This window comes from Methanolobus vulcani, assembly GCF_006546655.1.
Lineage (GTDB): Archaea > Halobacteriota > Methanosarcinia > Methanosarcinales > Methanosarcinaceae > Methanolobus > Methanolobus vulcani_A.
In genome coordinates this window covers 1-21112 of record NZ_VIAQ01000017.1, presented here as the reverse complement: position 1 = coordinate 21112, position 21112 = coordinate 1, and the positions used below count along the sequence as shown (strand labels likewise).

Annotated in this window: 22 protein-coding genes; 9 read left to right on the top strand and 13 right to left on the bottom strand. The window is 41.2% G+C overall.

Features of this window, described 5'->3' with window-relative positions; all coding sequences use genetic code 11:
* Positions 1-88: 88 nt before the first annotated feature.
* Both FKV42_RS10620 and FKV42_RS10615 read left to right on the top strand, forming a co-directional pair.
* A complete protein-coding gene (locus FKV42_RS10620) occupies positions 89-1897 on the top strand; it encodes a hypothetical protein (RefSeq protein ID WP_196214117.1) in 1809 nt (602 codons plus the stop codon).
* A 459-nt stretch (positions 1898-2356) separates the two neighbouring features.
* Positions 2357-4081: a thiamine pyrophosphate-binding protein gene (locus tag FKV42_RS10615; RefSeq protein WP_154810216.1), complete on the top strand. Its 1725-nt coding sequence runs from the start codon at positions 2357-2359 to the stop codon at positions 4079-4081.
* A gap of 105 nt (positions 4082-4186) precedes the next feature.
* Here FKV42_RS10615 and FKV42_RS10610 read toward each other — a convergent pair whose 3' ends face one another.
* The 3 genes from FKV42_RS10610 to FKV42_RS10600 all read right to left on the bottom strand — a co-directional run bounded on the left by FKV42_RS10610 (position 4187) and on the right by FKV42_RS10600 (position 6144).
* Positions 4187-4480, bottom strand: a complete 294-nt coding sequence (locus FKV42_RS10610) for a MarR family transcriptional regulator (RefSeq protein WP_230375632.1) — start codon at positions 4478-4480, stop codon at positions 4187-4189.
* 513 nt (positions 4481-4993) lie between these two features.
* Positions 4994-5323, bottom strand: coding sequence for a winged helix-turn-helix domain-containing protein (locus FKV42_RS10605; RefSeq protein WP_230375630.1), 330 nt, complete (start codon positions 5321-5323; stop codon positions 4994-4996).
* 413 nt (positions 5324-5736) lie between these two features.
* Positions 5737-6144, bottom strand: a complete 408-nt coding sequence (locus FKV42_RS10600) for an RrF2 family transcriptional regulator (protein WP_154810215.1) — start codon at positions 6142-6144, stop codon at positions 5737-5739.
* 222 nt (positions 6145-6366) lie between these two features.
* Here FKV42_RS10600 and FKV42_RS10595 point away from each other — a divergent pair, with 222 nt between their 5' ends.
* Positions 6367-6894 (top strand): dihydrofolate reductase family protein, encoded by a 528-nt coding sequence (locus tag FKV42_RS10595; RefSeq protein WP_154810214.1) that lies wholly within the window; start codon positions 6367-6369, stop codon positions 6892-6894.
* Positions 6895-7021: 127 nt separating this feature from the next.
* Here the strand turns inward: FKV42_RS10595 and FKV42_RS10590 are convergent, their stop codons facing one another.
* The 5 genes from FKV42_RS10590 to FKV42_RS10570 form a co-directional block, all read right to left on the bottom strand.
* A complete protein-coding gene (locus FKV42_RS10590; protein WP_154810213.1) occupies positions 7022-7306 on the bottom strand; it encodes a sugar-specific transcriptional regulator TrmB in 285 nt (94 codons plus the stop codon).
* Positions 7307-7483: 177 nt separating this feature from the next.
* Positions 7484-7945 (bottom strand): hydrogenase maturation protease, encoded by a 462-nt coding sequence (locus FKV42_RS10585; RefSeq protein WP_268865989.1) that lies wholly within the window; start codon positions 7943-7945, stop codon positions 7484-7486.
* 13 nt (positions 7946-7958) lie between these two features.
* On the bottom strand, positions 7959-8813 hold the full coding sequence (locus FKV42_RS10580) for a cytochrome B (RefSeq protein WP_154810211.1): 855 nt from the start codon (positions 8811-8813) through the stop codon (positions 7959-7961).
* Between the two features lie 13 nt (positions 8814-8826).
* Complete coding sequence (locus FKV42_RS10575; RefSeq protein WP_154810210.1) at positions 8827-10617, bottom strand: nickel-dependent hydrogenase large subunit; 1791 nt, start codon at positions 10615-10617, stop codon at positions 8827-8829.
* Between the two features lie 2 nt (positions 10618-10619).
* The gene (locus FKV42_RS10570; RefSeq protein ID WP_154810209.1) at positions 10620-11780 is read right to left on the bottom strand and encodes a hydrogenase small subunit; all 1161 of its coding nucleotides are present in this window, start codon (positions 11778-11780) and stop codon (positions 10620-10622) included.
* Positions 11781-11967: 187 nt separating this feature from the next.
* Between FKV42_RS10570 and FKV42_RS10565 the strand changes: the two genes are divergently transcribed.
* From FKV42_RS10565 to hypE, 5 genes are all read left to right on the top strand, one after another.
* Positions 11968-12198, top strand: a complete 231-nt coding sequence (locus tag FKV42_RS10565; protein ID WP_154810208.1) for a HypC/HybG/HupF family hydrogenase formation chaperone — start codon at positions 11968-11970, stop codon at positions 12196-12198.
* 2 nt (positions 12199-12200) lie between these two features.
* Positions 12201-13271 (top strand): hydrogenase formation protein HypD, encoded by a 1071-nt coding sequence (hypD, locus tag FKV42_RS10560; protein WP_154810207.1) that lies wholly within the window; start codon positions 12201-12203, stop codon positions 13269-13271.
* Entirely contained in the window at positions 13264-13647 is a 384-nt protein-coding gene (locus FKV42_RS10555; protein ID WP_154810206.1) for a hydrogenase/urease maturation nickel metallochaperone HypA, read from the top strand. Before hypD ends, FKV42_RS10555 begins: the two co-directional genes overlap by 8 nt.
* Positions 13648-13730: 83 nt before the next feature.
* Positions 13731-14408, top strand: a complete 678-nt coding sequence (hypB, locus tag FKV42_RS10550) for a hydrogenase nickel incorporation protein HypB (RefSeq protein ID WP_230375626.1) — start codon at positions 13731-13733, stop codon at positions 14406-14408.
* Complete coding sequence (gene hypE, locus FKV42_RS10545; protein ID WP_230375623.1) at positions 14351-15466, top strand: hydrogenase expression/formation protein HypE; 1116 nt, start codon at positions 14351-14353, stop codon at positions 15464-15466. The genes hypB and hypE overlap by 58 nt, the downstream gene beginning before the upstream one ends.
* A 12-nt stretch (positions 15467-15478) precedes the next feature.
* On the opposite strand, the gene FKV42_RS10540 is transcribed toward hypE, so the two are convergent.
* The 4 genes from FKV42_RS10540 to tatC (FKV42_RS10525) all read right to left on the bottom strand — a co-directional run bounded on the left by FKV42_RS10540 (position 15479) and on the right by tatC (FKV42_RS10525) (position 17871).
* The gene (locus tag FKV42_RS10540; RefSeq protein ID WP_196214116.1) at positions 15479-16135 is read right to left on the bottom strand and encodes a hypothetical protein; all 657 of its coding nucleotides are present in this window, start codon (positions 16133-16135) and stop codon (positions 15479-15481) included.
* A gap of 222 nt (positions 16136-16357) precedes the next feature.
* The gene (locus FKV42_RS10535) at positions 16358-16684 is read right to left on the bottom strand and encodes a twin-arginine translocase TatA/TatE family subunit (RefSeq protein ID WP_154810203.1); all 327 of its coding nucleotides are present in this window, start codon (positions 16682-16684) and stop codon (positions 16358-16360) included.
* 61 nt (positions 16685-16745) lie between these two features.
* On the bottom strand, positions 16746-17054 hold the full coding sequence (locus tag FKV42_RS14235; protein WP_154810202.1) for a twin-arginine translocase TatA/TatE family subunit: 309 nt from the start codon (positions 17052-17054) through the stop codon (positions 16746-16748).
* Positions 17055-17106: 52 nt separating this feature from the next.
* Positions 17107-17871: a twin-arginine translocase subunit TatC gene (gene tatC / locus FKV42_RS10525; protein WP_196214115.1), complete on the bottom strand. Its 765-nt coding sequence runs from the start codon at positions 17869-17871 to the stop codon at positions 17107-17109.
* A gap of 68 nt (positions 17872-17939) precedes the next feature.
* Between tatC (FKV42_RS10525) and tatC (FKV42_RS10520) the strand changes: the two genes are divergently transcribed.
* The gene (gene tatC / locus FKV42_RS10520) at positions 17940-18674 is read left to right on the top strand and encodes a twin-arginine translocase subunit TatC (protein WP_154810200.1); all 735 of its coding nucleotides are present in this window, start codon (positions 17940-17942) and stop codon (positions 18672-18674) included.
* A gap of 64 nt (positions 18675-18738) precedes the next feature.
* Here the strand turns inward: tatC (FKV42_RS10520) and hypF are convergent, their stop codons facing one another.
* The gene (gene hypF / locus FKV42_RS10515; RefSeq protein ID WP_230375620.1) at positions 18739-21048 is read right to left on the bottom strand and encodes a carbamoyltransferase HypF; all 2310 of its coding nucleotides are present in this window, start codon (positions 21046-21048) and stop codon (positions 18739-18741) included.
* Positions 21049-21112: the final 64 nt, after the last annotated feature.

The following is a 21112-nucleotide window of genomic DNA, read 5'->3' as shown; positions in this document are numbered from 1 at the left end:
TCCATATTCTGGTTAGAAAATGTATATGATATACTTACTAAACCAAGAGGGATATAAAAATCCTTATTAAAATTACCTAGAGGCAAACATGAGCTTAAAAAATCCAAACTTCAAGAAATATAGAGTCTTAACTATTCTAATTCTTTCTATAACACTTTTCAATTCAATGATAATTGTAACATCAGCAGCTACAACCTATGAACTTCCACACCCTTCTGGAGAGTTTACTTTCAAGTTCACTTTCCCTAACGGTGATGTAGTAGGATATGACCCTGCTTATCATGTTGAAGGAAGGGGTGATTATGTCCAATTTTTAGTCGATACCACTCCGGAAAACAAGCAGAATGGTGTTTATACTATAATTGAAGTTGAAGGAGTAGATACTAAAGGATGGTCACTTCTCAAACGAGGCTACCCTATAAAACGAACATCTAATTCAACGAATGAATTCATGTTCAACTATATCTTAGGCTCAGACTATGATGAACTTAAATATGCGACACCTAATTTTTACAGTGTACAAGTGTCGAGTGAACAGATTAGAGGTTATAGATCTCTGACTTTTTTTTTGATGGCTGCAGAAGATAACAAAGAAGACTTTTTCATTGTTCCTGCAGATGAAGAGATAGAATTTGGTGAAACAATTGATTTCACTCTAAAAAAAGAGAGGAATGGAATCATTTCAGATGTCGATGATAGTGATGTTAAATGGGATGTTGCACAATCCCTATCAATTAGTGATTACAAAGATAATGTAATTATAGGGACAATTGACAACGCTGGTCTTTTTAGTTCTGACGGTGGCCTTTTTACTTCCCAGGACATCGGCACCTGTACGATTTCTGCCAAAATAGATAAGAAGACCGTAGCTAAGACTAAAGTAGTTGTGAAATGTCCCTGTGACAAGGAAGCAGATCTTGAAGAGGTGATCCGTCTCTACAAACAACGTATCCCTGAAGGACCATATCAAACAGATATAAAAGCAGGTAATGAATGGACAACTCTTGGTTTTAATCCTGGTTCTGTTAATAACATGTATTCTGTCATAAATAGTGATTATGGTGAATTTACATGTGGTGGATATCAGGCAATGGTTTTGGAATTCCTTCATAATATCCAATCAACTCCTGATGAGTGTCATCTTTTGAACGGTTATGATTTCGGCCCGATAGCAGGATCATTTTACGCACATCACGCTGTCGTTGTATATCCCGTAGGAACCTATTGGAAGAAGACTGGAGTTGTATTTGATCCATGGGTTCAGCAGAAACCGGAGGTGATGTCTATCAGTGAATGGGAAAAGATGTTTTTCGGTGCAGCAGGTGATAAATTAAGTGGTAACATGAATTCATATAATATCACCAACTCGAATGAACCTGTTTTCTTTGATGCGAGAGATTTTTTGGTAGGCAGTTTGCATTGCCCGGTAAATATTCTGATCACTGACAGCAGTGGACGACAGTTGGGTGCTGTTAGTGATAACGAAATGGCCTTTGATATCCCTGATGCATCTCTTCTAAAAATGTCTGATGGAGAAGGCGGACATCAGTGGTATTTCACTCTGCCAACAACGGATGAATACGATGTGGACATAACAGCATTTGATGATGGTGACTTTGAGTTCTTCGTAATGAATTCTAATACAGAACAGTTGCAGGATTATGGCAAGAATCCAATTCAGAAAGGGGAGACTGCAGAACTTGAATTGAGTTCAGAGGATCCAACAACTCCAATGATACTACCTGACAAAACAGAAGTAATTCCGACTCAGGAAATACTTGTAGTTCCGGAGGTATCTGCCAGTTCAACAGTGGTCAAAGAAAAAGGACTTCCGGGTTTTGAACTCTGGGTGGCTGTCTCTATGGTCTTCATGGTTATGCTGTTCAGAAGGTCATAAGTCTAAATGTGGGAAGTGGCATTTTCCCAGGCCGCTTTCCTTTTCTTCTCACAAAAAATAATTTAATCCAAATATTACAATATTTTTTTATGAGTGGTAGATTCGTTGGTATCATGCCAGTGTGATTATGGATGTAGTTTGATCGAGATGAGAAAGAAAAGTCTCAATATAGATGAAACACCATTGAGGTTTTCCAGGGACGTGTATAACAAAGTTGAGACAAGGAAAAAACACGCTTCTTAATCATTAACTCCAATACCCTTAAGTATCACTTCCACCAACCATAACCTAATGTCTAACCCTACCACAACTCACACCTTAGTAGAAGTGCCCGTAGTAGTGGTAGTGCTAAACGCTTGAGCTAACAAAAGAAACTTTTCTGGCTCAAGTGCACTGTTTTTGGTTACTTTACTGATCAGTCTATCCTGTGCCGGAATCGTTTCTTCACGGAGAATTCAAATGGAAGAAATGAATGGAGCAGAAATATTAGTAAAATGTCTGGAGGACCTCGGGGTCAAACAAATATTCGGTTATACCGGAGCGGCAATACTTCCGGTATTCCATGCCCTTGAAAAGAGTGACATCGAAATAGTTATCAATTCAAACGAGCAGTCAGCAGCCTTCAGTGCAGCCGGTTACTCCAGATCAAGCAACGAGGTCGGTGTTGCAATAGTCACATCCGGACCTGCAATCACCAACACGCTCACAAGTGTCGCCGATGCATATGGTGACAGCATTCCCCTGCTGGTCTTTGCAGGGCAGGTTCCTGAATACAAGATAGGTACTGACTCCTTCCAGCATATTAATGTTGAGAGCGTATTCGGTGAAGCTTCCAAAAAGGTCATTCTGCTATCAAGCGATGACGATGTCGAATCAATAGTCAAAGATGCCTATTACTTTGCAAAATCAGGTAAACCAGGACCTGTCGTTATAGATTTCCCATTGAACAAACAACTGAGGACTCATGAATACAATGACATAAACATCATGCGTTTTGAAGAAAGTTACAACGATGACAGGCATCTCTGCGACGACCAGTGCGAGGAATTCTTCCAGTTGTTCCTTAACTCAAAAAAACCCTTGCTCTATCTTGGAGGAGGTCTCAACTCCGAAGCCGGAAGCCATGCTATACGCGAATTTAACGAATATTTCAGAATACCAGCAGTCAACACGCTCATGGCAAAAGGTGTCCTTGACGGCCGGAATGACCTTAACCTTGGAATGCTTGGGATGTTCGGCACACCCTATGCCAATATGCTCATCCAGGAGAACGACTTCTTCTTTGCTATCGGTGTCCGCTGGGATGACAGGGTCGCTGAAAAAGTCGGTTTTGCGATTGGCACTGACGTAGCTTATATTGATATCCATCCTGAGAAAATGCATCAGATAAAGATCGAACGTTCTCCAAAGTTCACATTTATTGGTGATGCAGCCACTGCCGTAATGGACCTGCTCAACTATGCTAAAAGGCATAACATTACATTGAATATCACTGAATGGCAGGAACGTGCCAGAAAACTAAAGAGGACCTGGCCACTGGACTACAATCGTCAGTCTGAATCTATCCAGTCTGCTGAGGTCATGTCCATGCTGTCAGACTATATTGATGATAACACCAGGATAACCACAGGTGTCGGCAATCACCAGATGCTTGCAGCCCAGTATCTTCCAATGCAGAAAGCAAAATCCTTCATGACATCCGGTTCCTTTGGGACAATGGGTTTTTCCATGCCAACATCCATAGGTGTCCATTTTGCAAATCCTGATGCAAGGGTCATAGCAATAGACGGCGATGGCAGTTTGCGAATGAATCTTGGAGAACTGCATACAATCGCATCACTGGACCTGCCCATAAAAATACTCATGCTCAACAACAGGATCGATGGAATGGTACAGAACCTTCAGGATGCTGCATATGATGGTGTCAGGACAGGAACACAGAGACCAAAGGACGTTAACTTTTCAGAAATTGCAGAATCATTCGGCTTTGCTTTTGCAGAAAGGATAACTGACAGAAAAGATTTGAAAGATGGAATGGAGGCTTTCCTTAATTCAGAAGGACCTTGTTTCCTTGAGATCTGCACTGACAGGGAAGAAGTTCTCTATCCTAAGGTTCCTGCAGGCGGAGCTTACAAGGACATGATTCTTGGTCCCTATATCAAAGAGGTTACGGATAGTGCCTGAAAAAAGATATGAATACCGGAATGGAAATTGTGGGATGCGGATTAAAATGAGAAGTAAAAGAGGAATGCTGGCCTGACGTTAGCAACCTCTCGTTTTTCTTTGAGATTAAAGATAGACCTTATCGATCTTTTTCAATAGGCTTCTTCCATCATTTGTAACTGTGTATCTTTTCCATGTGGTCTTTTCAGGATTGAGACACATGATAAATCCTTTTTCATTGAACTCTTTAAGAGCCCGACTTATATTCTGTGTAGACCTGCCTGTTTCCTGAGCTATGTCAGAGGCTTTCAATATCTTATGATTCTTAATTGATTCAGCCAGAACCATACGCCTGTCAACACTGAATACCCACGCGATTAATTCATCGTCTGACATGTGGTTCGCAGCAGTTCTTTCCATATTGACTGCTCCCATCATCTTTAACAGAACAACCCCTCCTTTTTCTGTTGACAATAGCTATTTTTCAGTTTTTGACACGTTCTTAACTCAGGTTTTTTTATGATACTTTCAGTTTTTCTCATGGTTCAGGTCTCCATTTTAATTATTTATCATAATTAATAATGTGTTACACCACGAATACCTCATGATTATTCATGTAATTAAACCTTTCCCAAAGGTTTTCACTATCTTTCATAAGCTTTCATATTTTGCAACAATGCACATTTTCCTATATTTGCCATTTAAATAGAAATCTCATTTTTATCAGCATTTTTTCTATACCGGTGACTTGGGGCGGAAAGATACTTCCGATTATCTTACTTAAGCTTAAGGTTATCTGATCTATCAGAACATCTCTCTCAATTGCACAATAATAAAAAAGAAAATAGGATGGATTTCGAAATGAAGAATTGTGTGATAAGTGAAAATAAGAGTAAAAGAGGAAAGCTGACCCTGACGTTAGCAACCTCTCACTTAATTTGGATCGAAATAAACATCATCGAGTTTTTGAAGCAACTCTCTTCCAGCAGCAGTAATTGTATATCTTTTCCAGGTTGTTTTTTCAGGGTTAAGACACATAATGAACCCTTTTTCGTTGAACTCTTTAAGAGCACGGCTTATATTCTGAGTAGACCTGTTTGTTTCCTGGGCAATATCGGATGCCTTAAGGATTGGATGGTTCTTCATGGACCCCAGAATTACAATGCGTCTGTCAACACCGAGTACCCAGGAGATTATTTCCTCATCTGACATAGCATTTTGAAGTTGTCCTGGCATCTTTACCGCTCCCATCATATGGAACATAGATATTCCTCCTTTATCAGCGTACAGTAACTATCTTGTAATTTTCGACGTATTCTTAATTTAGGTCCTTTTAAGATATTTTCTGCTTCTTCCATGGTTCAAATCTCCTTATATGTGTCTTTGTAATGATTAATGATGGTATTTTCACCGCATATATCTCATGATTATTCATGTAATTAAACCTTTCCCGAAACTTTTCACAGTCCGTCATAAGTTCTCATATCTTCTAACAGCAATCGTTTTTCCTATCTTAGCTCTTTATATACTGGAAGGGGTTGCATAGAATTTGTCCTGTATGTTCCTGCGCAACATTGCACTGGTTGTTTATGGCTTCTTTAACATTCATTTGAAATTCCCCTTTGACCGTATACTTGATTTTCTCTATCGATATAGTATAGATTCAATTTAAAAAATTATTCACTTATCAGATTCGCAAATGTTGTATTCTCCATTTTATCAGAAGTATAGTCTCTGATCTCCCTGAATACCTTGATCAGTGCATCATTTTTTTCTAGCGGTGTGCATTCATAGAAGTATTTGCTCACTGAATTAACAGGTGCCAGGGCTCCATCCATGAGTCTTACTATTTCTGCCAGGGATATCTGTCCGGGTTCTTTAGCCAGCATGTAACCACCATTGGCTCCACGGCGGCTTTTCACATATCCTGCTGTCTTTAAGGTTAGTAATATCTGCTCGATATATTTTCTTGGAAGGTTTTGTCTATGACAAATATCTTCTATTTTGATGTATCCTGTATCATAGTTCTCGGAGAGGTCTATGAGTGCAAGACAGGCATATTCACTTTTTGTTGAAAGCTTCATTTGTATAATCTCTACTATTTCTATAGAGAAAGACTAGTATTGTCTGGTATATATTCTTTTTCGTCTGGGTTTAAAACTACACAAAATGGGGTGTGGTTATGAAAAAACAAATGATAACCTTTACTCAGATTCAATGACATGATAGATCTATCATCATCAATTTTTTCTAATGCCAGTAAGCAAATATAATGTAAGAAACGTAATTAGGTGTGGGGAAATTACATGCGTGATGTAATATTACTGATAACATGTAGCCTTGATGGCTATATTGCAGATGAAGATGGTAATGTTGACTGGCTACTTGGTGAAGATGAATATGATTTTGATAGCTTCCTTGCTAAAACAGATACTCTGCTGATGGGACACAAAACCTATAAGCAGGTGCTTGATTTTGGCAAGTGGCCTTATGAAGGAAAAGAATGCTACGTTTTCACAACTCAGAATCCTTATCCGGAACATGAAAAGATAAGAGAGGGTATTTTATTTTCAGACGATCCGGTCAGTGTCACAGAAAATCTAATTATTGGAACCGGTGGTAATATATGGATTGTTGGTGGCTCTTCAATAATATCTCCTCTTCTAAACAGGGGACTTATCAGTGAACTCAGGATTGCAATACAACCAATCATTCTTGGAAAAGGAATACCTCTTTTCAAGGACATTAAGAACAGTATCAGACTATATCCCATCTCATCAGAGGAATATGAATCTGGTATTGTAGAACTTGCCTACCACTTGCATAAAGAGTAATGTGCAATATGATTTTTCAGTGAATCTCATAATCTCATATTTATAATTCAGAAAATCACAAAAAAGAAAAACAAATGGGCAAAAGCCCATTTCAAACGTTAACAGTGTCAGTCTTACAGAAAAGAGGTCAGTGGTACTGTTGGAGTTTTTGACGTACCTTTATTCCTGTATCTGTTAACATATACCTTTTCCAGGTCGTTTTTTCAGGTGTAAGGCATTTAATAATGCCTTTATTCTTGAGTTCCGTCAAGGCACGGCTTATGTTTTGAGTTGATCTGTTTGTTTTCTGTGCGACATCAGATGCTTTGATCACCTGATGATAGTCTATGGACTCCATTAGTATGACACGGCGGTCAACACTGAGGATCCAGACAAGTAGTTCCTCTAATGGAGTTGAGCGTGGATTTTCCATTGTTATCTCCTGAGTATGTTTTAATCAACCATTACTCTGTATTTGTTTCTTACTTAGTATCAAATGATACTTTTTCTCTCTAAATTCAAAGTTTTTTAAACTAGCCTGTACATGAGCGAACTCATATTCAGAAATATGGTGCAGTGATAATTGCTGAGGGACGGATCAGGTAAACCCTCAACAAGCTTTCATCGCACTGATTTCATCAAATACCAGCTTAACAGTTGTGTCCAGTGAGTCCTTAACCTTTTCAGACAGATCAACTGAGATCTCGTCTGCCTTCTCAATTTCTACGGCAAAGATTGTAAGTCGGTCTGGCATTTCCTGGACTTGTTCGGCTATAGTTAGTACATCTGCAAGACTGATATCGTGAACGGAAATACATTCCTTGGATATGGCATTTTTAACATCATCAGCTGACAACCGATGAACAGAACCAACATCTCCGATACCTTTCACGGCGTCTACGATAATCACATCACTGACTCCTTCCAGCATGTTCAGTATATCGAGTCCACCGACACCGGCATCCATCAGTTCCACATTATCAGGCAATTCATCACGCATTTCACTTAAGCGATTTACAACGTGAATGCCTATTCCATCATCCCCTCTTAAGGGATTGCCACATCCAAGTATTCGGATCGTAGAATCACTCCTTTTGAGCTATAGGTTCATCATCATCTACGTTGATAAGGTCAACATAGTGATAGTCACAAAGGTCACTTGTTCCGGTCCAGAAAATTGCTTTGTGGAATTTCCATATCTTTGGATCCAGTTCAATGATACCTACGTGTACTGTTACTTCAATAATAAAGAAGTAAGCCACCAGCAGGTGTACTGTACGGATAAGTGCCAGTGTACCCAGATTAAAGTATGGGCCGATCATATCGCCTGCAAGAAGAATCCAGTGACCGATAGGTATACCCAACAGTTCCCACTGCTGATGATAAAGTGGAATTCCACTAATAAATACAAGGCCTACTGCTGCTCCTTCGAATACCAACAGGAATTTTGTCATAGGGTGGAGTTTGTCTATGTATCCTCTGTTCTTCACATCGAATACAGTGTAAGCAGGGTATGGTGCCTTACCTAGGTAGTTTAGCAATATCTGCTTCACTCTTTTGGCATCAGTAGGACCGAAGAGGTACCTTCTTGCGATGTGCATGGCCCTGTGTGAATAACCACGTATTCCACCAGCGTCACATATCTCACAGTGAGGACATTCTGTTGTAATGATGTTATATGGAATGATTATCCAGTTGGCAACCATGAAAATGATTGCAAATGCCATGTGGATATTCAGAGCTGCATGATATGTTAGGAATTCCCAGCCCATATATATCTTGAATCCTGTGATCAGCAGAACAAATAAAGCTGTGAGGTGGGCAAAATGCGCCAACCTCTCAAGGAAGGAATATCTTTCGATATGCCTCTCACCATACATCTTAATAGCTTTTCTGCTGACAAGCTTAGGACATTCTTTATCTATCTTCTTGTCTTCCATGGAATTCACCACTTTATACAATGTTAAAAGTTCGTGAAGTTCTTGCCTTGTCAGTCAGGTCAATGGTATGGACAGCGCATGCAATACATGGGTCAAAGGACCTTGCAGTGTGCAAAATACCTGTTGGGTTTGTGTTGTCAACACCAAGGGCATTCTCTGCTGCAGAGATCTTTGTACCGATGAGTGCCTGTTCAAGAGGACCTGCCACACCGTTTGCATCTCTTGGAGAGCAGTTCCATGTGGTTGGAACAACCATCTGGTAATTTGTGATCTTCAGGTCAGAACCTGCTTTCACCCAGTGACCAAGTGCACCACGTGGTGCTTCCCAGAGACCAATTCCTTTTGAATCCTTGGCATTATCCAGGTCAGGGTTGACAAAGTATTTACCGTTTGGATCAAGGTCAACAGTCACCCATTTAAGGAACTGTTCGGCAAGGATAAGAAGTTCCTGTGCCTTTGCGACCATTCTTGTAAAGCTGTTCACTGCGGAATATCCATTGTCTGCGAATACCTGCATCATGCCCATGGTCAGAGGTTCTTCCATTGCGATCAGGCGGGAAATAGGACCTACCTCACATGGTGTTCCATTGTAGCGTGGTGCCTTTATCCAGCTGTACCTGCTGTCGCTGCCACCTTCATAGGTGATCTCACTGGCGGTTGTTAGAGGTTCAGTGACTCCATCATATGGATGTAGTGCATCATCAGAACTGTAGAATCCATGGCTGGTTTCTTCAGTGACGTATTTGTGATCGAATGCTTTCTTTTCAAATGAGCTGTTAATGAATGCAGCTTGCTGGAATGCACTCTGCCCAAAGCCTACCGGGTCATAACCGTCACCATTCTCTACATCATAGAATGCGCCGTATGTCAGGAATCCTATATTTGCATCCTCTGCGTATCCTCCGGTCTTGTCTATCTTTAAGCTTGCAGGCAAACCAAGGGTCTTTTCACCGATAAGTTCGGATCCGAATGCGCTGAGTAGCTCAAGGTCACCCCATCCGGCTGAGAAGGAGAAGTCGTTAGATGAGAGGGATTTATCCACCAGGTTCTGCAGGTGTTCCAGCAGGAAGTTCACTGCTTTCTGTGGTGATGAAGCCCTGTAAGTGTTGTCAAGCCATGTCTGGGCGTTTACTCCCAGGGTTGAGCTATTCACAAAATCCATCAGTTTGTAATAATGTCCTGTCAGTGTACCTATATCTGCCAGGTTTGGACGATATGTGACACCACCGGTAACGGTTGCCATCTGGTGTGGCATCTTTCCGCCGATAACTGCCATTGCTTCTTCAAGGTTTTTCTTTTCCTTGATCGCATTAATATAAGCTGTACCAGGGGTTATGGATTCTCCATTTAATTTGTAACTGATTGGTGCAAAACGGGAAAGGAGTTCTTTCCATACAACACTGCCTGTACCTTCAACGGTTGCCAGCAGGTCTCTATATGCAGGGTTTACCAGGTCAGGTCCCCATAATACATAGATGTGTGTTGCGTGGCTTGCCATTGTGTTGATTGACTGGATGATGTTCCTTGTGACAAGGGCATCCTTTGGGATCTGGTCAGCAACTTCATAAAGGTCATCCAGAGCATTGACAGATGCCATTCCCTGGGCGGTTGGACAGATACCACATACTCTTTGTGTGAAACGTGAAGCATCCCTTGGATCACGGTTCACGAGTATGCGTTCCATTCCTCTGAAAAGCATTCCTGAACTCTGTGCATCGGTAATTTCACCATTCGCATTAACTTCAGTGGATACACGAAGGTGTCCTTCTATACGAGTTAAAGGATCTACAACAACGCGGGTCATTTTTATTCCTCCTCTTTTCTCTTGCGGTCTTCAGCATATTTGTCAAAAACGATCCTGCGTGCGGCATGTGCAGCTACACCAGCAGCAGCTACGCCTACTCCAATAGTTGACATTGTTCCGACGTTCATACCATATGCCAGTGGCTTATCTTCGATCATTTCATAGAATGGGGATGCAACGTCAGGGAAACCAGGTTCACAGCATGAGATACATGGGGAACCTGCCTGGGTACACATACTTACGGAACCGTTCCACCTGCGCAGACCACAGTCTGAACGTGTGTACGGACCTTTACATCCGACTTTCAGGAGACAACCTTCTCCTGAGAGGTCATCGTCGAGGATACCTCTGTCATAATATCCTCTGCGTGGGCAATTATCATGCATTGAGTTATCAGTTGGGAAGAATACAACAGGACGGCCGTAGGTGTCAAGAACTGCATCGAGGTTATTGATGTCTATCTTTCCAAGGATCACCGCTGCGAGGGTAAGAAGAACCCAGTCGGGGTGTGCCGGACATCCTGCAATGTTGATTACAGGCTTGTCAATTCCAAGTATGGAAAGCATGCCTTTGGAAGAATCCTCGTTTAGGTATGCAACGCCTCTGAAGTCAGTAATATCTTTAATGTCACTGTCTGCTGAATTGACACCGCCGTATGCAGCACACATTCCGACAGCCATGATTGCAGTTGCATTAGTTGCAGCCTTTTCGAATATTTCCTTAAATGTGCGTTCTCCATACATGCAGTACTTACCTGAACCATCAGGTCCGTTTGCAATTGATCCTTCGACAACAAGTATGTAGTTTCCTTCTTCAATGGCCTCATCCAGCAGTATCTCAGAGTTAAGTTCTGAGGTTGATGCCGGACTTCCATCGACAAATATACCCTGCTGTGCAAGCAGTGTCTCGTGGAAAGCAAGGTCAACACTGAGTTTATCAATTGCCTGGGAAAGGTCCGGGTTTCCACCATTTAAGAGGGATGAGGAACAACCGGTACACTCCGCTCCATGTATCCAGATGATCTTTGTTTTTGAAAGCTCAAGGGCTTTTGTAATCTTTGAACTGTGTATTCCTAAAAACGCAGACGCTCCAATAGCGCCCACCACCTTGAGGAACGTTCTTCTATCCATACTAAAAAAGTCGCGATTCTCACTTTTTTCCATAGGTTTAGGCTCCTGATACCTGATAATTTTTGATTGTGAATACTTGAACGCGAATATCATGATTTTTCATGCTAATAAAGGTTTCCGACTGTTCTTAATTTTGAATAATATTCATTAATAATTTCTAATAGATATTCAGTTTTTAAGTAAGTATCTTTTATATACCTCCAATGCTAATTCAAACTTCATGTGTATTGCAATTCCTGGCAAAGTGACTTCATTGCTGGATGAATATACTGCCATGGTCGATTTTGGCGGCGTGGAAAGGCAGATCAAGCTCGACCTTCTTGGTGGCTGCGATGACGCGCTCCTTGGGCAGTATGTTCTTGTGCATGTTGGCTATGCTATCTCTTTGCTTACTGAAGAAGAAGGAAAAGAAACCCTTGCGCTCATTGAAGAGCTTATGGAAGGAGAGTAAGGATGTCTGCTGAGTCAGAACTCCTGGAAAAGATACGTGAACTCTCAATGCCTGTCCGGATAATGCACATCTGCGGCACTCATGAGAGAACTATTTCCCGTTACGGACTGCGTGATGTCCTGCCTGAGGAAATAGAAGTGCTCAGTGGTCCTGGCTGTCCCGTATGTGTAACCCCTGAAGAGGAAATTGACAGGGCTATTGCACTGGCAGAATCAGGTATCATAATCACTTCCTTTGGTGATATGATGCGTGTTCCCGGTAGCAATGGCAGTCTTATGGATGCCAGATCAAGGGGCTGCGATGTAAGAATGGTGTACAGCATAGATGATGCCTTTGCCATTGCAAATAAAGAACCTGAGAGCAAAGTTGTCTTCTTTGCCATCGGTTTTGAGACCACAGCACCTACAAATGCAGCAGCAATCCTGCGCAATCCGCCTGAAAATTTCAGCCTGTTGCTCTCACACAAACTCACTATCCCTGCCGTTGCAGAACTCATTAAAGAGATAGAGGTTGATGCTTTCATAGCTCCCGGGCATGTTTGTACTATTATTGGTGTTCATCCGTTCCAGCAGTTTGCTGAACAGGGATTCCCTATAGTTGCAGCAGGCTTTGAAGCGGTTGATGTGCTTCTCTCCATAGTTATGATATTGGAGCAGATGAATGGTTCTGGAAAGTACTCCGCTGAGAATGCATATCCAAGAGCCGTCAGGGATGAAGGCAATGTGCGAGCCCAGGAAATGATGTATCAGGTCTTTGAGGTTACGGATTCACAATGGCGTGGCCTTGGAACAATAAATGGATCCGGGCTGAAGATGAAGCCAGAGTTTGCAAAATATGATGCAGCAGTGATCTATGAAGATCTCCTCAATGAAAAGATGAGAGATTACTCATATGAAAAATCCGCATCATCACTCTGTCGCTGTGCTGAAATTTTGAAAGGTAAGGAAAAACCTGACAATTGCCCGCTCTTTGCAAAGAAGTGCACACCATCGACTCCGGTTGGTTCATGCATGGTAAGCCAGGAAGGCATGTGTTATAACTGGTACCGATACAGAGGTGCTGATAGTGCATGAGTATTCACTGGCCTGTGAGATAATGGATAATGTGATCTCCGTTGCAGAAGAAAATACTGCAAAGGGTGTGAACTCTATAACCTTGGGTGTAGGAAGACTTACACACGTGAATCCAGACCAGATAATGTTCTGTCTTGAGACATTAAAGGAAGATAACATTGCAAAAGGTGCGGAGATCATTATTAACGAAATTTATCCGGAAATGCAGTGTGAGTGCGGATTTTGCGAAGATGCTAAGAAATTATGTTTTGTTGATGATGAAATAATCGATGACATCAGGACTTTTCTGGATGTTCAATGCCCGCAGTGCGGCCAAACTATGCATGCATCCGGAGGGCATGAACTTGTCATTGAGAGTATTGATATTGAACAGTAGCGATACTGGTTATAATGTATATTTTTTAAAACTGCTAAATTTAAGAATTATTAATAAGATTAAACAATTGGGAGACTTTTATTATGTTAATGCATGTGATCAATGTGGGCCATGATGTTCTCAAGGCCAACGATAAGCTTGCAGCCAGGAACAAGAAACTTCTAGATAAGAATGGCGTTCTGGCAATCAATTTCATGGGGGCTATAGGCTCCGGAAAGACCACTATTATTGAAAAGACGGTTGAGAATCTTGGAAGTAAATACCGTCTGGCTGTTATTGCAGGTGATGTGGTAGCTGATATGGATGCCGGAAGAATAGCAAAGCTCGGTGTTACAACAATTCCTGTGAACACCGGAAGGGAATGTCATCTTGATGCAAAACTTGTTGAGAAGGCATTGAAATCCATTGACCTCAAGAATGTTGACATCCTGCTCATGGAGAATGTTGGTAATCTCATCTGTCCTGCAGACTACAAACTTGGTGAGCACCTGCGTGTTGTGGTTGTGAGCGTCACTGAAGGTGATGATATTGTACTGAAACATCCGATGATATTCAAGCATACGGACATTGCAATCATCCACAAAAAGGATCTTGCAGAGGCTGTGTTTGCCAGTGCGGAAAAGATGGAGGACGATGCAAAGCACCTGAATCCTGATATACCAGTTCTTAAAACTTCTATTCATGATGCTGAAAGCATGGATAAGTGGTTCTCAACCATCTCATCCATGGCAGACCAGCTCAAACAGGAAAACAAGGATTGATTTCCATGTCCCAGCAGAACAGGATAAGTATGGAACATGGTGCCGGCGGAGAGTTCATGCAGCAGCTCATTGGCGGTATAATCCTGAAAAACATCTCCAGACGTTCAGCCGGAACAGTCGGTCTTGACGATCTTGATGACGGTTCAACCATTTCTATACCTGAAGAAATGGGAGATGACTATGAGATAGTTATGACAACTGACAGTCATGTTGTTGATCCTCTCTTTTTCCCGGGCGGAGATATTGGAAGAATCGCTGTATGCGGTACTGTGAACGACCTTACTGTCATGGGTGCAAAGCCGCTGGCTCTGACCTGTGCTGTCATTATTCCCGAGGGTTTTGAGATTTCCTCATTCGAAGAGATTATCAAATCTATGAACCTCGCAGCAGAAGAAGCTGAAGTTGCCATCATAACCGGAGATACCAAGACTATTCAGGGTAACAAACTGGATTCTATGATTATCAACACAACAGGTGTTGGAGTTGCTCCAAAAGTTGTCAGGGACAACGGACTCTCTCCTGATGATGTTATCATTGTTACAGGAAACCTTGGAGACCACGGAATAGCTTTACTCTCTCACAGGGAAGGATTTGATTTTGAAACAAAGCTCGTTTCTGATGTTGCTCCTGTTAACGGACTCCTGAAAGCTCCACTTGAACTTAGAACTGAAGACGGCCAGCCGGTGATTTGTGCCCTGAAAGACCCCACTCGTGGAGGTCTGGCTTCATGTATCAATGAAATGGCTCAGAAAAGCGGTGTAGGCATAATCCTTGAAGAAACTGATATTCCAGTTAACATGGCTGTGAGCACAGCCTGTGAGATGCTCGGGCTCAATCCTCTTGAGATAGCCAATGAAGGAAAAGCTGTTATCGGAGTTCGTCCGGAATACGCTGAGCAGGTTCTTGAGCTTTTGAAGTCTCACAAATATGGCCAGAATGCCAGAATAGTTGGTAAGGCTGTCAGTGAGCATAAGGGTAAGGTTCTGCTCAGGACATCCATTGGAAGCCTGCGTCAGCTTGGAATGCCAGTTGGCGATCCAATTCCTAGAGTCTGCTGAAGAGAGCAGGCTTTATTCTTTTTTTGTTTTAAATAGTAGTAATATCGCGAATATAGGAATACTCATTAATGATGAAAAACCAGAAGTTTCTTTTCCCGTTTTTTCAATATTCACTGTTTCATTTATGAAACTCTCATTTTTTGTATTTTCAATAGCTTTATCCCAGAGAAATACTGCAGGAACATCCTTTATTCCAACCATTTCTTCACAATGTCTATTGATTATTCCATACATTGCATCGACATCAGATTCAGTTATATCTTGATATTGGGTAGAATTCATCGTAATATCAATATATCCCCCACCCGTAGCTCCCAGCTTAGTGATGGGTCCACCAGATCCATCTGATTTTTGCATATATGGGCCTAAATCTGATGAAAGATTCTCAGAACTCCTAGCAACTGAAAATATCCATTCGTATCCAGGACCAGTTTCATTTAAAACAGGAAATGTGCCTCTATGACTCATAAATTCTGGTCTTGTTTCTTGATACTCAAAAATATGAGGGCCAAGATTTACCGGAGGTAAAGGGTATCCTATGCGAGAAGAAAAGTTTAGGTCTACAGAGTTATTTTCTGTTTGATTGGTAGCATTTACAGGAAGTGCTGAAATGAGTAAGATTGCTAATACCAAAAGTGTCAATTGAGTGATTTTGCTATTTTTGAACATGATGAGTAATGTATCCTGCACAAGGCATTTAGAATAATTTACTCAATAAATAAAAATATTGCTACATGTCCTATTCGAAAAATAGCTAAGTGGTGTAGATTAAACAACTTAATGCCTTCGAAGAATCTCTCTTCATATCTGTAGGTTGTTTATTAGTAAGAATTAGTAAATATGAGAAACGGTTGAAAACAAAAGATAAGTGAGTCAGAACAGGTGTTAAACTCACTTTTTCAGCATATTATTGATCTCGGCGAGGATTTCATCATCACTCTTGCCGGTAGTGTCAATTCCTAGATTTGCTGCTACCTGTTTAACATCAGCAGTCTTTGTCTCTTCTTTTGATTCTTCTGCTGGTGTTGGGTTTACTTGGTCCTTTAGGGAACGTTCGAATTCTTTTACTGAGAGCTCGGACTCTTTCTGTGCCTTCTTGAACTCACCCATGGATGTACCCATGGAACGTGCGAGTTCCGGTAATTTGGCAGCTCCAAAGAGCAAAAAGATTACTCCAAAGATCAGTAAAAGTTCAGTAGGGCCTAATCCGCCTATCATTAACTATCACTACTCCGTTTTTATGTGTTACTAGTATATAATTTATACTAGGGTTTTAATATCATTTGGCCTTTGCAGCTTCTTCCATAAGGGAAAGAAGTTCTTCTGTGCTTTTTCCCTGCACATCTATTCCTGCTGATTCTGCTATCTGCCTGATCTTGTTATCCATTTCATCCGGTTCAGGTTCTTTAGTAGCCTTAGTCGGTTTCATCATATCAAGATCGGATAGTCCAAGTTCAGCCGATAGTTGTGCTTTCTGGAAGTCACCCCATGCTTTTCCTGCAGCCCGCGCAAGTTCTGGTATTTTGTCCGGACCAAAGATAAGCAACGCAGCGACCAATATTACAACTATCTCGAGCGAACCTATCATGATATCAATAGACCCCTTATTTCTTTCTGGAATATATAGTTTATTTGTTCGCTTACTTTGAAACAAGTAATCCAATCTCAAATAACACTACCAGAAGAACTGCACAGACAAGCTGGGCAATAAAAGTAGGGTCTGGTGTAATAAATAATGAAAGTGTCAGAAGTGATGCATACACAAGAAGTCTCATTTTCTGAAGTGTCTGCCGCTTGATAATCTGCATTCTAGTTGCAAAGAACATCAGAACCGGTATCTGGAACACTAGTCCCGTACCTGCAAGAAGTGTTACAGCCACCGACACAGTCTGCTTTACAGATATCTGGTTCTCAGCCACAGTGTCTGAGGACAGAATTATGTAATTGAACATTAGTGGCAGAATGAATACCAGTGCAATTGCAGCTCCGACAATGAAAAACAGGAATGAGATTGGGACTACGCTTTTTATGAATTTCCTCTCATTTGGGTATAGTCCTCTTGATGCAAACCTGAAAAGTTCATAAAAGGTAAACGGGAACGTAAATGCTAATGCTATCAGCAATGCAATTTTCACTCTGGCAAACATCCATTCAAATGGAGTGTAGATGTTCATGCCGACCTGCTCGCCCAGAAACATACTCCATGCATGGGTAAGAAGGTATTCTGTAAATGGGTAAGCAATAAAAACACAAAGGATCATTGCGGCAATTATTACTACTAGTCGGTTGCGCAACTCCTTCAGATGAAATCTGACATGTTCGCTATAATCTCCCGATACGCCTAGTGTTGCTGAATTTATGGTTTCTGCTTTTTGTTTTCCGTTTTTGATTTGTTCGTTATCCATAAAATCAGAATAGGTTTGGGATATATAGAATAAAAACATAGTACCCGAAAAAACGTAAAGGTGATATTTTGAATTCATTTATGGAAGATATCAGTATAGTCATAGTTTCACTAAGAAAGAAACTGGCACTGCTGTTCTCAGTTTTCTTTGTCCTTTTTATGGTATCTTTCCAGTTTGCAGGCTTAATTATAAGCACTATCAAGGATGACCTTTTACCGGAAGGAGCAAAGCTTGTCTATGTGTCTCCTCTGGAAATAATGCTGCTTAAAATGAAAATAGCGCTATTTGTAGGATTGTTCTGTCTGCTTCCATTTTTGCTATATTTCGCAGTCAAAACTCTTCTGAAAAGAAAACTTGTAACTCTAAAAATAAGAAAAGGCCCTGTTGCAATCGTCTCATTCTTCGCTCTTCTTTCATTCCTTGTAGGTGCCTCATATGCATATTTCATTATGCTGCCACTCTTTATTGATTATCTCTACCTGAACGCTGCAGCTTCAGGGGTTACTGCCACTTATTCGATATTCAGTTTCATATCATTTGCAGTGCAGGCAACTCTGATATTTGGTCTTGTTTTTGAGACTCCACTCATATTGACACTGCTGACGCGTTACGATATAGTTCAGTATAAAACTCTTGTAACATATCGAAAACACATCTACGTTGTATGCTTGATAGTGGGTGCTGTGATAACACCTCCTGACATCATCAGTCAGATGATGGTTGGTGTGCCTCTGGTGGTTTTCTTTGAGTTGAGTCTTGTAATAGTAAAGATTATGGGTGCAGGAAAAGGAAAAAAGAAATGAACTAGATGGCTAACATGGCCATTCTTCTCATTTAACCCGTATTTTATCCTTTTATTCTCACATTTTATTCTTCTTTTTTCAGGCTTGCTACAATTGCCTGTCCAAGTGAGATACCTGCATCTCCACAGGGAACTTTTGAGTGTGAGATGAACTCAAGGTCATTTTCCTTAATTATATCACGTATACGGTAACTAATATGCTCGTTGTACGCAACACCGCCTGTAAGTCCAATCGTATCAATACGTGTTCTTTCTGCTGCTCTTACAGCCATCTCAGAAACTCCACGGGCAAATGCTGTCTCATAGGCCCATGCAAGTTCCGGTACTGAATACTCATTTTCATTGATCTTATTGTAAAGCTCAAAAAGCAGCATTCCGGTATCAAACACATTATCCTTGATAGTAACCGGAAGTTCCAGTGACCTTTCAGTTGCTTTTCTTGCATAAGATTCCAGTTTCATGGCAGGTTCACCCTGATAACTGCGGTATTTGCATATCCCAAGAAGGGCTGCTGCTGCATCAAGAACTCTTCCTGAGCTGCTGGACATTACTACATTGATATTCTTCTCCAGTTGCTCTCTTACCATTTTAAGCTCCATTTTACCATGTTTTAACTCAAAAGGCAGGGCAAATAACTCATCTTCATCCACATGTCCTCTTAACATAGAAATGACCATCCGTTCTGGATAATAAGAACAGAGATCTCCTCCTGGCATGGCATGGGCTTTAAGATGTCCCTGTCTGCTGTGTTCTGTATAACTTGCCTGTAAAATCTCCCCGCCCCACACCGTTCCATCCGAACCATAACCTACTCCATCAAGGGCTATGCCTATAATCTCAGCATCACGGTCAAGTTTTGCATCTGCCATCAGCGATACAAGATGAGCATGATGGTGTTGTACGGGTACAACAATATCTCCACCAGTCTCCATTGCAAATTTTGTGGTATTGAAGTGCGGATGCATGTCACATCCCCAGCTTTCAGGTTCTATGGATGTGAGCTTTGAGAACCTGTCAAAGACTTCTGCGTGGTACATAGCAGTCTCAAAATGATTTGTGTTTCCAATATGGGGAGAAATATATGCTTTGTTTCCTGAAGTAAATATCAGGGTGTTGCTAAGTTCAGCTCCAACACCTACAGATGGTCTGATGTCAAAAGGCAGTTCGATAGGTTCAGGAACATACCCTCGGGAGCGGCGGATGAAAACATGGTCCTCTTTAAAGGCTCTGATAACAGAGTCATCTATACGATTCTCAATTTTCAGGTTGTGAAGCAGGTAATTGTCAGCAATATGTCCAAGTTCACGAATAGCCACTTCATCCTCGATGACCATGGGCAAGCCGGGAATATTGGCTGATGTCATGACATAAGCATTACTTGATGTATTTTTGAAAAGCATGTGATGGATGCCTGAGTATGGTAACATCACTCCAATGTTGTGCAGTTGAGGTGCAAGTTCCTCATAATCACAGCCTGAATCAGAATCCTCATTTTTATTAAGGATAAGAACAGGTCTTTTGCTGCTCAGGAGAAGTTTTTCCTCTTTTTCATTTATGTGGACGATCTGTCTTGCGGTTTCGATGTCCTTTGTCATAATTGCAAATGGCTGCTGTGGTCTGCCAATTCTGCTTCTCAGCAGTTTTACTGCTTCATCCTGAAAAGCATCACAGGACAGGTGAAATCCACCATATCCTTTTATGGCAAGTATCTTACCATCATTGATGGCTTTTGCACACTCATCGATGGCCGCTTTTCCTTTTGAAAGGATATTACCTGTGTTATCTGTGAATGTTAGTTCCGGTCCGCATTCCTGACAACACACGGTTTGAGCATGAAAACGGCGGTCAGCAGGTGATGTATATTCATTATTACATGCTGTACATGGTTTGAAATCGAACATGGATGTGTTCTGCCTGTCGTATGGGAGCGTTCTTGTAAGTGTGTACCTTGGACCACATTCAGTACATGAGATAAAAGGGTACTCATAACGTCTGTTTTCAGGGTCAGCAAGTTCCTGAGTACAGTTACTGCAGATTCCAATGTCAGGGACAAGTATGGAATTAGGTGTTTTTTCTGTGCTACTTTTGATAATTGTGAAATCATCATAGCCGCTCGTATCAATTTCTTTAAAATCGATTGCATATATCTGGCTCACTGCAGGCTTTTCTGTTCTCAGGTCATGTATGAATGATTCAATGTTGCCGCAACTACCTTCAGCTATGATCTCAACTCTTCCTCCGTTATTTTTAACAGAACCGGTAATGTTGTGATTTTTCGCTATGCGATACACGAAAGGGCGGAAACCTACACCTTGTACAATTCCTTCAACTATAATAAGTCTGGAAACATTTGACATTGTTTTTTTGTACTCCAAGATTTGCCTGTATGCGAACAGTTCGTATGCAAGTATAATTTAAAATAGCTCTATTATCTGAGAT